Source organism: Fulvivirga sp. (assembly GCF_040218215.1).
GTDB lineage: Bacteria > Bacteroidota > Bacteroidia > Cytophagales > Cyclobacteriaceae > Fulvivirga.
In genome coordinates this window covers 55,195-69,765 of record NZ_JAVJQL010000007.1, presented here as the reverse complement: position 1 = coordinate 69,765, position 14,571 = coordinate 55,195, and the positions used below count along the sequence as shown (strand labels likewise).

The following is a 14,571-nucleotide window of genomic DNA, read 5'->3' as shown; positions in this document are numbered from 1 at the left end:
TTACTAAGCTTTTAAAGCTTAGTAAGGTTAAATGTTTTATTAAAGATTGGTAAGCTTATCTAACAGCAAAACCAAAACCTACTGAAAGAGTATTATACTTTTGTAAAGTGTAATCTGCATGCAAAGTAACTATTGCTAATTTCAAACGGAAACCAGCAGTCATTCTAGGCCCACTCTGTTTGTAAGTTACAAGTATAGGGTTCGTATATTCCCTTTCAGCTGTTAAGCCTGTATCGTCCATTATTTGGTAGTCTCCTTTAAGTCCCATTTCAGACTTTACGATATTATAACCCAATGAGCCATACAGTGTAAGTACAGAGAATTTTTTAGAGATGATACCTTGTACAGTCCACGCATTCATATCTACAACCCCTTTACCATTTTCAGTAATAACCTCATTAGCAGCACCTGGTCCAGGAGACTCGCTCTCAGCAGCAAGGTCATAGTTTATTGATATGTCTGTAAATCCAATTAATGCTGAAAGATCAAACGGCAAGTCTTTTATACCTGGTATGTGCTGTTTCACATCGTGCATTACAGCAAACCCTATTAATTTGAAATCACTATTATCATCTAAGTCAATCTTAGGTGTCCAACGTATCTTAATATCTGTATTTTTAACAATACCAATACCTAACTGAGCCATTGGAACTGGCATCGCCTGAATAGGGAAATTTTCTTTCAGGCCTATTCCTTCTGGCCCCTGAAATGAACCTTCAAAAGTCTGTCCTTCTTCTGTAAAAGAATAATTATAAGTGGGTTGAGCATTTCCACCCTCGGGTCCAAAAATAGTTGGAGAAACTTGTGGGCCAGCAGGGTCATAGGTCAAATTGTTGAATTCCGCCCTATAAAAATACTGGTCACTTGGAATGTAAACAGCATTGGCTGTAACTGTCAAATCAAATCCAGCAGATTTATGTGCTTTAGCTGTATTATACCAGCCTCCAGTCAAACCACTACTGAAGCTTCCTAAGAAAGGCTCTAAATATCCTTGAGCAAGTTTATTTGCATCTTCAATGCCGGATTCTAAAAAAACATCTAAATCATCCTGTGCCTTTGACACATTAGAGATTAAACAAAAAACTAAAAACGAAAGACCAACTCTTATCTTCATATTGATTTAAAATTTATAAATGACGCTAAGTTACTTAAAATCAGTATATAGGTAAATATTATTGTTCGATAGATATTTTTTATGCCACTATAGTAACCATGGGTTAGGCTGGAGCAACTCCAATTCCTAAGTTTGCAGCCGCAATAGCAAAGGCTGCTATTCATAGAGTTGAATATGTTTTATAAAATTAAAAATTAGTTTTTTATGTCATTAGTAGGAAAAAAGGCTCCTGTATTTAATGCTCCAGCCGTGATCAACGGTGAAGAAATTGTAGAATCATTTTCGTTAACTGATTATATTGGCAAAAAAGAAGTAATGTTCTTCTTTTACCCAAAGGATTTCACTTTTGTATGCCCAACTGAAATTCTTGCCTTCCAAGAACAACTAGCTGAATTTGAAAAAAGAGATGTAGCTGTTGTTGGTTGCTCTTGCGATACTGAAGAAACACACCTTGCATGGTTAATGACTCCTAAAGCCAATGGTGGTATTGAAGGCGTTACTTATCCATTAGTTGCAGATTCTACCAAGACTGTTGCTTCTAATTTTGGTGTACTTGCAGGTGACTGGGGATATACTGAAGAAGGCGAGCTTACTTTTGAAGGTGCCCCTGTAGCCTTTAGAGGAACTTTCTTTATTGACAAAGAAGGTATAGTAAGACATGAAACAATCAATGACCTGCCACTAGGTAGAAATATCCAGGAAATGATCAGGGTTGTTGACGCTTGGCAGTATGTTCAGAAGCATGGTGAAGTTTGCCCTGCTAACTGGGAAGAAGGAAAAGACGCTATGCAAGCCACTCGTGATGGTGTAGCTTCATACCTTGCTTCACACTAAGAAATAATTAATTTCAATCAAAACCCTGACGGTACCGTCAGGGTTTTTATTTTTGCGCTCATGGCGCTTATTTTTTATCGGTTTAGTCTCCTCATCTATCGCTTCGGTGCTACTGTTTTAGCGCTCTTCAGCCCAAAAGCCCGACTGTTTGTAAAAGGCAGGCGTAGACTTACTGATAAAATCAAAAAAAAGCTATCAAATAATAATGCTCCTATAGTATGGTTTCACTGCGCCTCCCTTGGTGAGTTTGAGCAGGGCAGACCGATAATAGAAAAGTTTAAAAGTCAATTTACCAATCATAAGATTCTATTGACCTTTTTCTCACCTTCGGGCTATGAAGTGAGAAAAGATTATGAACATGCTGACTATATTTTTTATCTCCCCTGGGATTCAAAAAGTAATGCAAGAAAATTTATTGACATTGTAAAACCAGATATTGCTCTTTTTGTAAAATATGAATACTGGCATTTCTTTATTAAAACCCTGAAAGACAGGAATATCCCTATCATATCAACCTCTTCTATTTTCAGGCCTGACCAGATCTATTTTAAGCCCTATGGCTGGTTCTATCTCAACATTCTAAAAAATGTCACCTATTTTTTTGCTCAGAATAGAGCAACGAAATTACTATTAGAAAAACATGGTGTAAATCAGGTGAGCATTTCAGGTGATACCAGATTTGATAGGGTGGCCGCTATTGCAAAAAACAAAAAAGAACTGCCTCAGGTTAAAAAGTTTAAGGCGAACAAAAAAATAATGGTCGTTGGCAGCTGCTGGTCAGAAGACATTGAAGTGCTACTGCCTTTTATCAACGCTTCGGACATGAAGTTTATCATCGCACCACATGAAATTGAGGGCGGAACCATTAGTAAATTGGAAAAGGAATGTATGCGAAAAACCATTAGATACTCCAAATTGGAAGAGTCCATAGGAGACGAAGATGTGCTTCTTGTTGATAATATTGGTTTATTGTCAAGCTTGTATGCTTATGGAGAATACGCCTTTGTAGGAGGGGCTTTTGGTGCGGGGTTACATAACATTTTAGAGGCTGCTACTTACGGAGTGCCCATTTTCTTTGGCAACAAAAATTACAAGAAATTTAATGAGGCAGTCGAACTCATCAACCTTGGCGGGGCAGTTGCGGTTGGCAGCTATACTGAATTGCAAGATCAATTCGCCATATTTATGGAAGATACAGCAATACAAATAGCGGGTCAGGTGAATATGGATTACGTAAAAGACAATACCGGAGCGACAGATAAGATTTTTGAATATTGCAAGAAGTTAATTCAACCATGAAAGGGTTAGTTATTCGCTCTACAGGCTCCTGGTATGATGTACTTGCAGAAGATAGTAAAACATATGCCTGCAGAACGCGAGGAAAGCTGAGACTTTCTGGTTTTAAAACTACCAATCCCATAGCGGTTGGCGACAATGTGGAGTTCGACTTAGAAGCCAATGAAACTGAAGGCCTGATTTATGCCATTCAAAATCGGGATAACTATATCATTAGAAAATCAATAAAGAATAAAAACCAGGGCCATATAATTGCAGCCAATATTGATCAGACTATCCTGGTAGCCACTTTAACGCTTCCGAGAACATCTCTGGGTTTTATTGACAGGTTTCTGGTTTCTGCAGAAGCGTTTAGGATTCCCCAAATTATAATCTTTAACAAAAGTGACCTGTTAAGCCCACAAGAGCTGAGGAAGCAAGATGAGTATATTGAGCTATACCAAAAAATAGGGGTTGATTGTTTAGTGGCATCAGCAACCAAAAAAACAGGTATTGAAGAAATAAAAGAAAAGCTAAGTGGCAAAAAAAGCCTTTTCTCAGGTCACTCCGGGGTTGGTAAGTCTACCCTCATCAACTGTATTGCCCCTAACCTCGATCTAAAAACATCGGATGTTTCTTCATTTTCTGATAAGGGGGTTCATACTACCACATTTGCAGAAATGTTTGATTTGGGGGAAAATACATTTATTATCGACACTCCGGGAATTAAAGAGCTTGGCCTCATTGATATGGAACAGGATGAAATTTCAGATTACTTTCCAGAAATGAGGGAGCTTATTGGAGAGTGCAAATTCCATAACTGTAAACATACCCATGAACCTGGTTGTGCTATCAAAATTGCCATTGAAGAAGGTCAAATTGCAGGAAGCAGATACAAAAGCTACTTGAGCATGCTGGAAAATGACGATAACAGGCGTTGATATTTATTTGAATAGCAACTTCAAATATTTAAAAAACAGCTTTAAATTTCCAGTTCTAATGCTCTGGCGCATTTCATAGTAAATTCTACTCCTTAATGCTTTGTGCTCATCTGAGGTGGCATTCATTTTTTTAATCTTCTTGCAAATGTCCAACGTGCTGTACATCTGATCACTCTTATAAACATACTGTTTAGTAGACATAGAGTTAGGTAAAATCCTTCTATGTACCAGAACCTCATCGGTATAGCAATATTTGTATTTTCTCGAAGAGCGTACGAGAAAGTCAAAATCTTCATAAGTGAGATTTTCATCATAGCCACCCAAATGATCAAAGACCTCTCTTTTTGAAAACAAAGTAGGTGGGCAAATAAAGTACCTTTTAACCAGCATGGAATATATATCACCTTCTGGCGGAGGTTGAAGTGCTTTTCCTTCGCTATTGGTTTCGTAAAATTTGTTTAAAACAACATTGCCTTCATTAACAATATGAGCATTGCTAAAATTAACCCCAACGTCATCCCCGCCACTTTGAAGTGATGAAACCCCCCTTTCAATTCGTGTCGGCAGCAAAATATCATCAGTTGCAAAGTCAATGATAAAATCACCTTTTGAGGCTTTATAACCAGTATTAAAAGCTGCACAACTGCCAATATTCTTTTCCAATGGGATGTATTTTATTTGGGGATACTCTTTAGTCAGCTGCTCAATTACATTATGACTACTGTCGGTACTGGCATCATCTACAACTATTAATTCAATATTCGGATAAGTCTGATTCAAAACAGACTCAATGGCTTCTCTGACAAACCTTTCATGGTTATAGCAGAGTGCGATAACAGAAACTAATGGTTGAGAATCAGTCATCTAATTTTTTTTTAGAAAAAGTCAGTTTCAGTGAAGGTTCTGCACCAATAGATTGTTTGAATTCCAATAGGCTGAATTTCGTCTTTCCATTTTCAGCGGATGTACCCAAATCTAGTAGCTCGAAATTATTTTCCTGACAGAATTTGTATACCTGACTATACAAATATCCCGTTGGATTTAAAGTTTCGAATGACTTAAGGTGCCCTACATAAAAGGCATACAAAACTCTATTGGAAACTTCAAAACACACAGCCCCACCAACCAACACATCATTCTTATAAACACCAAAGAAATGAGTTTTGCTAGCTATTTGCTCTGCCAGCTTAATTAACTGTGATTTAGTCATTGATATCTCGTAACCTCTTTCCTTTCTACTTTCTTTAATCACATCATAGATTTCTGTATACTGTTCTTTATCATGTCTTGAAAATATGAGGTTCTTAGACTTCTTTAAATTAAGTCTGGCAGAATTGCTAATTCTGGATTCAAAAGAGTTACTATTTATTTTAATAACGGCAGTTAGGTCTGATTTTAAATTTCCAAATCCGTTATCAACTAAGGCCTGAAAGTGTTTGGAGAAACTTGAGTTATTATGATGTTGAGGAGACATAATAATCTGAAAAGTCTGAATGTTAATATCCATCAGAAACTTCTCAACGCTCTGAATAAATACAGTCAAGTGCTTTTGTGACATGTTGGATGAGAAATCAACACCTCCAAAAGTAGCTCTATAAGGACTTCTGGCAACATTTCCATCAACATGAACATGAAAAGAAGCTTTTACAAGTTTCCTCTTTTTATCAAGCCAATAAAAGCTTTTCCACCCATCCTTAGCCTGAGTCAGCCTGTGGCGCTCTGTATTAAATAGATATTCTTCAAAATCAAACCTATACCCTTCAGGAACTTCAAAACTCAGCATCTACTTTGCCTCAATAAGGAATGCCAATTTTTTTATAAATAAAGTGCATTAGCCATGCGGGGCCGATCATTAGGAACTGGATATCCTTCAAAAATGAAGGTTTCTTCCCTTCAACTTTATGGCCATAGAACTGTCCTATCCAGGCTATAACGAATATGCCAAGTGACAACTGCCATAATGGGGCTATGCCTATTGCTGCTAGTTGATTAGCCAGAAAAAGACATAATACTGAGAACGCGGCCATGCCTAAAGCCAAAGACCACGAGAGTGCAATATAGTAGGCAAGAACAAGAACCAAGATTATAGTTGCCCAATTAGCATATGGACTGACAGATAGATTGCTGTGTAAAAAACCACTAGGAATTGACCAGATTAAACCAACAATACTGAAGAAGATTGCAGGCACACAAATCCAGTGTATAGCCTTATTCGTGCTGTTTTGGTGACTTTCACCATATTCAGAAAGTAATTCATCAATTTTTCTCATAGTATTACAATTTACAAATTGAAGGCGGCTAATTCAACTTTGTTTTTACTTTATCCCATGACTTCACCTGCCAATGCACCTTGCCAGTAGTCAGATGATTACCTTCAGTATCATGGATCTTAATTTCACAGATCACTACAGTAGATTCATTTTCCTTCAAAGGATTGTAAATCTTTTCTTCCAACCATTGGTCATTGATTTCAAAATTCCCAAAGCCATCCATCTTGCCCTGGTAATGATATTCCATTTCCAATGTTTTTAAAATGATGCGATACTTTTTAGGATCAAGCCGGGAGATCATTAAAAATCCTGTGGAAAATTCTGATAATGTGGCAAGTGCACAAGCGTGCAAACCTTTAATATGATTGAAATTTCCTCGTTTATAAGGAAGCTTTGTTTTAATAGTTGTATCCGTGATCTCCACCACCTTAAACCCATGAGGTTTATTAAAAGGTATCATGCGATTCAAACCCGCATTGAGTAGCCATAGATAAAAAGAAGATGTCTTGGCTTTCTGAACAATTTTAGTTGTATCCATAAATTAAAAAATGATTGAAAAGATACTCAATACTGGTGAAACATCTATAAAAATCGTTATTTCAGCCCAGCTATGTTAAGTTACTGGGAAAAAGAATCGTTTGTAAACTATGATCATATCATCATAGGTAGTGGAATTGTAGGCTTATCAACAGCCATTTCGATAAAAGAAAAAAAGCCTGATGCCGAGATACTAGTGCTCGAAAGAGGCATATTGCCAACAGGCGCCAGCACAAAAAATGCAGGTTTTGCCTGCTTTGGAAGTTTGACTGAACTTCTGGAAGATATTAAAGTATTGGGCGAAACTGACACTCTGGCTTTAGTTAATGAACGATGGGAAGGTTTAAAAAAGCTAAGAGGGCGAGTAGGTGATGAGAATATGGATTACCTCTCATATGGAGGTTATGAGTTAATGCGGGATGCAGAGCTTCCCTACCTCAAAGCCATAGACCAGGTAAATGAAATGCTTTTACCGCTCTTTAAGCAACCAGTGTTTTCTATTGATGATAAGAAAATAAAAAGCTTTGGCTTTAATTCAGACGAAATCAAATCAGTTGTAGTAAATCCATTTGAAGGGCAAATCCATACAGGTAAAATGATGAAGTCATTATTGGCTTTGGCTTACAAGCTTAATATTAAAGTACTTACCGGAACCGAAGTGTTGTCGTTCGAAGATGATGGAACGGAAGTCTCGGTAATTGCCAAAAACATAGTGACTAATTCAGATATAACATTCAAGGCAAATAAAGTTGCGGTCTGTACTAATGCCTTTACTAACAAACTTGTCCCTGATATTGATATAAATCCTGGTCGTGGGATTGTTTTGGTGACAAAACCATTATCTAAGCTTCCTTTTCACGGAGTTTTTCATATTGACAAAGGCTACTATTATTTCAGAAATGAAGGTAGCCGAGTAATTTTCGGTGGCGGCAGAAACATTGATTTTGAGGGAGAAACTACCACGAAATTTGAAATCAATGAAAGAATTATCGCAGAACTCAAAAAGCAATTGAAGGACGTTATTTTACCAAGCACTCCATTTGAAGTTGATCACACTTGGGCAGGAATAATGGCCTTTGGAGCCAATAAACAGCCCATCTATAAAAAGCATTCGGCAAATGTTCATCTTGGCGTAAGACTTGGAGGAATGGGGGTAGCCATAGGTAGTCGTATGGGAGAAAAACTATCTGAAAAAATGCTCTAAGTAGCCGCAATTTTATATCTTCGGCATTTAAACTGAATACGTGCGCATGGAAAGTAGACATAAGGAACCTTCTCTTATTCTGTCATTATTACCAATTTTCTTTCTGATAACTTTATTGGCTTCCAATGTTTACATCTTTAGTGATGACGCATCCTACGGCCCCAATCAAATTGCACTCATTCTTTCCGCTGCATTTGCAGCAGTGCTTTCTTTAAAACTTAAATACCGCTGGGAGGAGATACTGGATGCCATTGTAAAAAGCATCAGTTCTGCCATGTCGGCCATTCTTATATTATTAATGATCGGGTCATTAGCTGGTACATGGCTTATAAGCGGTGTAGTACCTGCCATGATCTATTATGGCCTTGAAATATTAAACCCTACCATATTTCTTTTTGCTGCAGTTATAGTCAGTGCAGTGGTATCCTTGGCAACAGGCTCCTCATGGTCAACAGCCGCAACAATAGGTATTGCGCTTATGGGTATTGGGCAAGCACTTGGAATTAATGAAGGCGTAATAGCAGGTGCTATTATTTCCGGAGCTTACTTTGGCGATAAAATGTCTCCCCTATCAGATACTACAAATCTGGCACCTGCTATGGCGGGCACTGACTTGTTTACGCATATCAGGTACATGGCACTAACCACCGGACCATCCATTATTATTACTCTGATTATTTTCCTTATCTGGGGATTTAGTATTGATGGAAATGCAGCTTTGGGCACAGTAACGGAAGTACAGCAAGCGATAACATCAAAATTTGAAATCAACCTTTTCTTATTTGTAGTTCCCGCTGCAGTTATCGTCCTGATAATTAAAAAGATGCCGGCTTTACCTGCACTTTTAATAGGAACATTACTGGCGGGTGTTATTGCAATAATTTTTCAGCCTCAGATTGTAATGGCTGTTGCTGAAAGTGATGTGTTTAGTATCAAAACCGGATACACTGCAGTCATGAAAGCCATGTTTACCGAAACCAATGTTGCTACCGGCAATGCAATGGTAGACGAACTGCTTACAGCTTCTGGAATGGAAGGAATGCTTTCAACAGTATGGCTAATTGTGTGTGCCATGATTTTTGGAGGCGTGGTTGAAGGCAATGGCATGTTAAAGAAAATAGCGGGTACTATTATCGGATTTGCACACTCTACAGGCTCTCTAATTGCTGCTACTGCCGGAACTTGTATTACTTTTAACTTAACGGCATCTGACCAGTATATTGCCATTGTGGTACCCGGAAGGATGTATTCTAAAGAATTTGAGGATCGTGGACTGGCACCAGAAAATTTGAGCAGAACATTGGAAGATTCAGGTACCGTTACCTCTGTGCTTATTCCATGGAACACCTGTGGTGCCTATCAATCCACAGTTTTAGGGGTGGCCACCTTAACCTATCTACCATATTGTTTCTTTAACATTATCAGCCCATTTATGACCATCTTATTTGGGTATGCTAACATTAAAATCAAGAAGATAGAGAAAGACGATTAATATGTTTGCCACTACAATTTCCAATATAGAAATCAATGAGCTTGAGCTTGATCGCTTTGAGGGTGAAATACATTTAATCACTGAAGAAAAGGAGCTAAAATCAGCACTAAAGGTATTGTCTAAAGAGAGCGTAGTTGGTTTCGATACTGAAAGCAAGCCTGCCTTTAAAAAGGGAGAGTTCAACAACATTTCATTGATCCAGATTGCCACAGAAACTGATGCCTACCTGATAAGGGTAAACAAAACCGGCATTACCAATGAGCTTCATAGCTTTCTGGAAAACAAGAATATAATTAAGGTAGGTGTTGCTCTTAGGGATGATCTTCGTGATTTGAACAAATTAAGGCCATTTACTCCTGAAGGTTTTGAAGAGCTTAACCATTTGGTGAAAGATTTAGGCATTGAAGCCAATGGGTTACGAAAACTGACCGCCATTATATTGGGTTTCAGAATTTCTAAAAATGCCCAGGTATCTAACTGGGAAAATGAAACACTTACTGAAAAGCAAATCAACTATGCCGCTACAGATGCCTGGGTATGCATTTCGATGCACAATAAGTTGACCAATCAGGGATACTTCTAGTCCTCAACCTTAAGGGCAATCTTATGCCCCAGGTCATTGAGGAGCTGCACTTTTGATTCGAGTTGATCAGTTAAATTAATTTTTATTGTGCCTTTGAGCTCACATGCCACTTCAAATTTCTGATCGACAATATTAATATTCAACTCATTCACCAGCCTCATCACTTCATTGGTATCATCATAGCCATACTGAAGCACTATCCCGTTTTGTACCTCAACAGTCATAATAGAAGCATTATCCAAAGCCTCCTCTGCAGCTAGTTTATAGGCATTGATAAGACCGCTAACACCAAGTTTTGTTCCTCCAAAATATCGGATTACCACAACCAGAGTATCGGTAAGACCTTTTGAATTGATCTGGCCAAGAATTGGATCCCCTGCTGAGTGGTTGGGCTCCCCATCATCATTAGCCCGAAACACCTTTCTGTCTGCACCGAGCACATATGCATAACAATGGTGGCGAGCATCGTAATATTGCTTACGCAGTTCAGCCAGATATTCTTTGACCTCCTCTTCGCTTGTTACATGGGTCGCAAAACCAAGAAATTTGCTGCCTCTATCTTTAAATAGCCCCTCTCCTGCTTTAGCCAATGTTTTAAACTCAGTAATCATTCAAAAATCAGTTTTAGCTCTTGATATGATATAAGAACAATAGATGAAATAGCCAGAATTAAACCTAAAAGGTTAATACGGGATAACTTCTCTTTGAAAAAGATGACTGAAACCAATGATGCAAAAAGTATTATGCCAACATTCAATAATGGATAAAATATTGCTCCGTCATTTTTAAAGTATGACAAACTTCTCAAAAGAAAAAAGATGGAGAAATAATTAACAACACCAAGTACTACACCCCAAATCACATTCTTAAATGCTATTCTATTCTTACCTACCATAATTGAAGCTAATCCAATTATTGAGGCTGAAGAAAATATTATGATAGGAAAAACAGGTTCGGTTTCAGGGCTTAGGTATTTGAAATTGGTGAAGTTAATGACTGAATCTATAAGGCCGCTTAACAGAAAAACAGCTATTGGTAGAAAGATGGCCAGGCCTGGCAGGTGTACTGTTTCTATTTTCTTTCCTTTAAGCGAGCTCAGTAAAATGGCCAAGATAGCCAGTGCTATTCCTACATAGTTTAAAGATGAATAATGTTTGGACTGAATACCTAAAACAAAAAGGCTCATAAGTACGGGAATCATCAAAGACATCTTAGAAGCAATAGAAGACACCGTCATGCTAAATATTTGTGTAGTTCTGGCCATGAGGTAGAAAGTGCCTATGAAAACTGCCCCCAATATCGCACCAATGATCACCCAATCAGTTGACCAGCTAACCGCATTAAGAGCCAATTTATCCTTAAGAAAAATAATGCCTGTAGCCACACAGGTAACATAATTAAAGACAATGGCCTGCAAGGTATTGAGGTTAAATACTTTAAAAAGCCTGAAGCAAATAAAGATACCAGTGTTGCTTAAAATACAAAGTAGAAGTGCGATCATTCAGGTGGCAAATCTAAATAACTTGGAAAGACCTGTAACCTTCTTTGAAAAAAAAGGTCATATACATGCAACCAACTGAAGAGCAAAAGAGTCTTTCTAACAACAAACAAAATGTAGCTCTTTTTTCAAAAACTATAAACAACATGAAAAAAATATTATTACTCTCAACTTTTATCTTCAGTACTTTAGTTGCCTTTGCCCAGGAATCAGAAATCAGGGATGTTAGCTCCTTTGATGGCATATCTTTAGGTTCTTCAGGAACATTATTTTTAACTATAGGTAGCGAGCAAAAAGTTGAATTAAAAGGAAAATCAAGCGTGATAGAAGACATCATTACTGAGGTTCGTGGTCACACTTTAATTATCAAGCAGCGAAACTCCGATGGGTGGTTTAATTGGTCAAACAGTGAAGATTTTGATGTTTATGTAACTGTACCATCAATTGAAGCATTAGATGTATCAGGTTCAGGAAGAATCTATGGAAAGAGTATAATAAGAGCTAATCATTTAGACCTTGGAGTAAGTGGTTCTGGAAGAATGGAAATTGAAATAGATGCACCTATGATCGAAGCAAGCATCTCAGGGTCAGGGAGAATTGCAATAGATGGTAAAGGCCAGGACTTTGAAATCCACATCAGTGGTTCAGGTTCTGTAAATGCAGAGTATCTACAAGTAGAAAATGTAGAAGCTAGAATTTCAGGCTCTGGCAGATGCGAGGTTAATGTTTCAAAATCAATCGATGCCCGCATTAGTGGCAGTGGCAGCGTTTATTATAAAGGGGATCCCGATAAGGTCAATAGCAACACGTCAGGGTCAGGCAGAGTGAAGAAGATGTCTTAGATAAGTTTAGGTTAAACAAAGTTTAACCCAGACATCCGCCAATTAGCGGATCGTCTGCCTAATGGCTAATTACATTATATGTAATTTGGGTTAAAAAACTCAAAACGAAAAAGGGGGCTTATGCTCCCTTTTTTGCGTTTATATGGTTGATAATTCCCTTAACTATCAAAAATTGCGCAAGGCAATAGGTGATCATAATCCAGAAGCCTGCGTAGGAAAAAGGCTCCAAAAACTTATTGACTGCCAGCAATGAGTCTGATACCATAAACATAATGGCCCCACCAAAAACATAAGAGAAACTCTGGATGGAAGTATAACCATAGCGCAGCAAGGCAGAAATGGTCATCACTACAATTACGGTTGCATAAACCATGACTGGAATCTTCAGCTCACCCAATCCAGGCTCCAAAATATAAACAAGAGCAAGCCCAGCGAGTATCAGTGTAGACCCATGCCTCAGCTTCTGCGAGGATAATAACGGATTGACAGCAGTTTCATTCCTTGCCTTTCTGTAGCTAAAAACATAGGTAACATGAGCCAACAGAAATGAGGCCAGTCCTAAAATGAAAAATATAGGATTCTCACTTTCAAACATTAAAAACACATCTCCTAACCACGAAAGAAATAATGCCGCTAAAGTGATATAAAATAAGCTGTTTCGTATTAATGCTGAAGCATACAAGTACCCAATTAGAGAAATTACTATTAGCGGTTTAGTGAAAGAAATCACATCCAGGTTGAACAAATGACCTGCTAAATGAACAATAACTATTGTCCATAAAAATGAGAGCGACAGTTTTATTTTATTCATGGCCCAATGATGTGGAAATTTTCTTTCTTCTCGAAATTAAATAGATAAGAGCAAAAACTGCCAGTCCTGCTCCCATACCAAAAGTGATAGGAAAATTCTCCGAATTGTTTGAGAATGTCCATCCAGATAAAATGGCACCTAGCATAATACCCGCCTCCAGAGCGATAAATGTGGTAGCCATGGCTTTACCACGATTTTTCTCATCACTAAGGTCTGCTGTCCAGGCAAATAAAGTTGGTGAATTCATGCCTACTGCCAGTCCGTAAATAACAGCTCCTGTAAAAAACATGGTAATGTTATCTGCAAAGCCTACAGTCAACATTCCGATAGCATACAATGCAGCTGCCAATTTTAGCACAGGCTCCCTGCCAAATTTATCGGATATCTTCCCTGCAAAAATTCTAACCACAAGGGAAGCAAAAATAAATACGGTCATAAAAGTGCCTTTGTTCAACCATGCACTTTCAGATTTATCAAGCCCCAGATGCACCCCAAAATCTGGTATCACTGTTAGTATTATGCCAAAAGAAAAGATAGTAAGAAACATCACTATTGAAGGAGGGATAGCTGACTTTTCAAAAATCTCATTTTTAGAGATAGACAAATGAGAAAGTCTAAACCTCTCTTTATTTTCCAGTGTCTCCTTCATGCCAGCCAAAATGATAATAGACAGAATAGCAAAGGCTGACGAAACGCCAAACATAACATCGGTGGAATAGCTTTTGGCAATAGCACTTCCTATGGTTGCTCCTGTAGCCATGCCAATGGTGCCGAAGAAGCTGGATAATCCCATGGCTTCGCCCCTTCTGTGAGCTGGCACAATGTCTGCCACATAAGCCACAGTGCCTGTTGGTTTAAAACCTGTAGAGAAGCCATGCACCAACCTCAAAGCAAAGAAACCAAAAATGGTGGTTACAAATGGATAGATAAAACCCAAGGCAAAGCATACTGAGGCTCCAAACACCATCACTGGTATTCTCCCTATCTTATCGGTCAGCTTACCACTGAAAGGCCGTGACAAGCCTGCGGTGAGTGTAAAAAGCGAAATGATAAACCCTTTATAATCCTCACCACCCAGCTTAGTAAGGTAAGCTGGCAGCTCAGGAATAATCATATTAAAGCTGGCAAAGAACAAGAATGAGCTCATACATAAAAGCCAGAATTGTAATG

General features: G+C 38.2%; 16 protein-coding genes. 7 read left to right on the top strand and 9 right to left on the bottom strand.

The features are described from left to right. Nucleotides 1-55 precede the first annotated feature (55 nt). Nucleotides 56-1,114 (bottom strand): DUF6588 family protein, encoded by a 1,059-nt coding sequence (locus tag RIB54_RS01980; RefSeq protein ID WP_350099044.1) that lies wholly within the window; start codon nucleotides 1,112-1,114, stop codon nucleotides 56-58. Between the two features lie 204 nt (nucleotides 1,115-1,318). Between RIB54_RS01980 and RIB54_RS01975 the strand changes: the two genes are divergently transcribed. Genes RIB54_RS01975 through rsgA form a run of 3 tightly spaced genes read left to right on the top strand, consistent with a single transcriptional unit; the run spans nucleotide 1,319 to nucleotide 4,164 of the window. Then, nucleotides 1,319-1,948, top strand: coding sequence for a peroxiredoxin (locus RIB54_RS01975; RefSeq protein WP_350099043.1), 630 nt, complete (start codon nucleotides 1,319-1,321; stop codon nucleotides 1,946-1,948). Between the two features lie 60 nt (nucleotides 1,949-2,008). Continuing rightward, nucleotides 2,009-3,247: a 3-deoxy-D-manno-octulosonic acid transferase gene (locus RIB54_RS01970; RefSeq protein ID WP_350099042.1), complete on the top strand. Its 1,239-nt coding sequence runs from the start codon at nucleotides 2,009-2,011 to the stop codon at nucleotides 3,245-3,247. Beyond that, nucleotides 3,244-4,164, top strand: a complete 921-nt coding sequence (gene rsgA, locus RIB54_RS01965; protein ID WP_350099041.1) for a ribosome small subunit-dependent GTPase A — start codon at nucleotides 3,244-3,246, stop codon at nucleotides 4,162-4,164. Before RIB54_RS01970 ends, rsgA begins: the two co-directional genes overlap by 4 nt. A gap of 3 nt (nucleotides 4,165-4,167) precedes the next feature. On the opposite strand, the gene RIB54_RS01960 is transcribed toward rsgA, so the two are convergent. From RIB54_RS01960 to RIB54_RS01945, 4 genes are read right to left on the bottom strand one after another with little or no spacing between them, the layout of a single operon-like run. Next, nucleotides 4,168-5,028, bottom strand: a complete 861-nt coding sequence (locus RIB54_RS01960) for a glycosyltransferase family 2 protein (RefSeq protein WP_350099040.1) — start codon at nucleotides 5,026-5,028, stop codon at nucleotides 4,168-4,170. Beyond that, nucleotides 5,021-5,947 (bottom strand): GNAT family N-acetyltransferase, encoded by a 927-nt coding sequence (locus RIB54_RS01955; protein WP_350099039.1) that lies wholly within the window; start codon nucleotides 5,945-5,947, stop codon nucleotides 5,021-5,023. The genes RIB54_RS01960 and RIB54_RS01955 overlap by 8 nt, the downstream gene beginning before the upstream one ends. Before the next feature lie 10 nt (nucleotides 5,948-5,957). After that, nucleotides 5,958-6,434 (bottom strand): Mpo1 family 2-hydroxy fatty acid dioxygenase, encoded by a 477-nt coding sequence (locus RIB54_RS01950; protein WP_350099038.1) that lies wholly within the window; start codon nucleotides 6,432-6,434, stop codon nucleotides 5,958-5,960. A 28-nt stretch (nucleotides 6,435-6,462) separates the two neighbouring features. Next, a complete protein-coding gene (locus RIB54_RS01945; protein ID WP_350064122.1) occupies nucleotides 6,463-6,972 on the bottom strand; it encodes a DUF4442 domain-containing protein in 510 nt (169 codons plus the stop codon). A gap of 72 nt (nucleotides 6,973-7,044) precedes the next feature. Between RIB54_RS01945 and RIB54_RS01940 the strand changes: the two genes are divergently transcribed. From RIB54_RS01940 to RIB54_RS01930, 3 genes are read left to right on the top strand one after another with little or no spacing between them, the layout of a single operon-like run. Beyond that, nucleotides 7,045-8,175: an NAD(P)/FAD-dependent oxidoreductase gene (locus tag RIB54_RS01940; RefSeq protein ID WP_350099037.1), complete on the top strand. Its 1,131-nt coding sequence runs from the start codon at nucleotides 7,045-7,047 to the stop codon at nucleotides 8,173-8,175. Between the two features lie 46 nt (nucleotides 8,176-8,221). Beyond that, nucleotides 8,222-9,667: a Na+/H+ antiporter NhaC gene (gene nhaC, locus RIB54_RS01935; RefSeq protein ID WP_350064126.1), complete on the top strand. Its 1,446-nt coding sequence runs from the start codon at nucleotides 8,222-8,224 to the stop codon at nucleotides 9,665-9,667. A gap of 1 nt (nucleotide 9,668) precedes the next feature. Next, on the top strand, nucleotides 9,669-10,250 hold the full coding sequence (locus RIB54_RS01930; RefSeq protein WP_350099036.1) for a 3'-5' exonuclease: 582 nt from the start codon (nucleotides 9,669-9,671) through the stop codon (nucleotides 10,248-10,250). Here the strand turns inward: RIB54_RS01930 and RIB54_RS01925 are convergent. Next, the gene (locus tag RIB54_RS01925) at nucleotides 10,247-10,861 is read right to left on the bottom strand and encodes an IMPACT family protein (protein ID WP_350099035.1); all 615 of its coding nucleotides are present in this window, start codon (nucleotides 10,859-10,861) and stop codon (nucleotides 10,247-10,249) included. The genes RIB54_RS01930 and RIB54_RS01925 overlap by 4 nt on opposite strands. Then, on the bottom strand, nucleotides 10,858-11,751 hold the full coding sequence (locus RIB54_RS01920; protein ID WP_350064132.1) for a hypothetical protein: 894 nt from the start codon (nucleotides 11,749-11,751) through the stop codon (nucleotides 10,858-10,860). The genes RIB54_RS01925 and RIB54_RS01920 overlap by 4 nt, the downstream gene beginning before the upstream one ends. 143 nt (nucleotides 11,752-11,894) lie before the next feature. On the opposite strand from RIB54_RS01920, the gene RIB54_RS01915 reads away from it, so the two are divergent. Continuing rightward, nucleotides 11,895-12,590: a head GIN domain-containing protein gene (locus RIB54_RS01915; RefSeq protein ID WP_350064134.1), complete on the top strand. Its 696-nt coding sequence runs from the start codon at nucleotides 11,895-11,897 to the stop codon at nucleotides 12,588-12,590. A gap of 118 nt (nucleotides 12,591-12,708) precedes the next feature. Here the strand turns inward: RIB54_RS01915 and RIB54_RS01910 are convergent, their stop codons facing one another. Next, nucleotides 12,709-13,401: a lysoplasmalogenase gene (locus RIB54_RS01910; protein WP_350099034.1), complete on the bottom strand. Its 693-nt coding sequence runs from the start codon at nucleotides 13,399-13,401 to the stop codon at nucleotides 12,709-12,711. Continuing rightward, nucleotides 13,394-14,548, bottom strand: coding sequence for an MFS transporter (locus RIB54_RS01905; RefSeq protein WP_350099033.1), 1,155 nt, complete (start codon nucleotides 14,546-14,548; stop codon nucleotides 13,394-13,396). Before RIB54_RS01905 ends, RIB54_RS01910 begins: the two co-directional genes overlap by 8 nt. Between the last annotated feature and the right edge of the window lie 23 nt (nucleotides 14,549-14,571).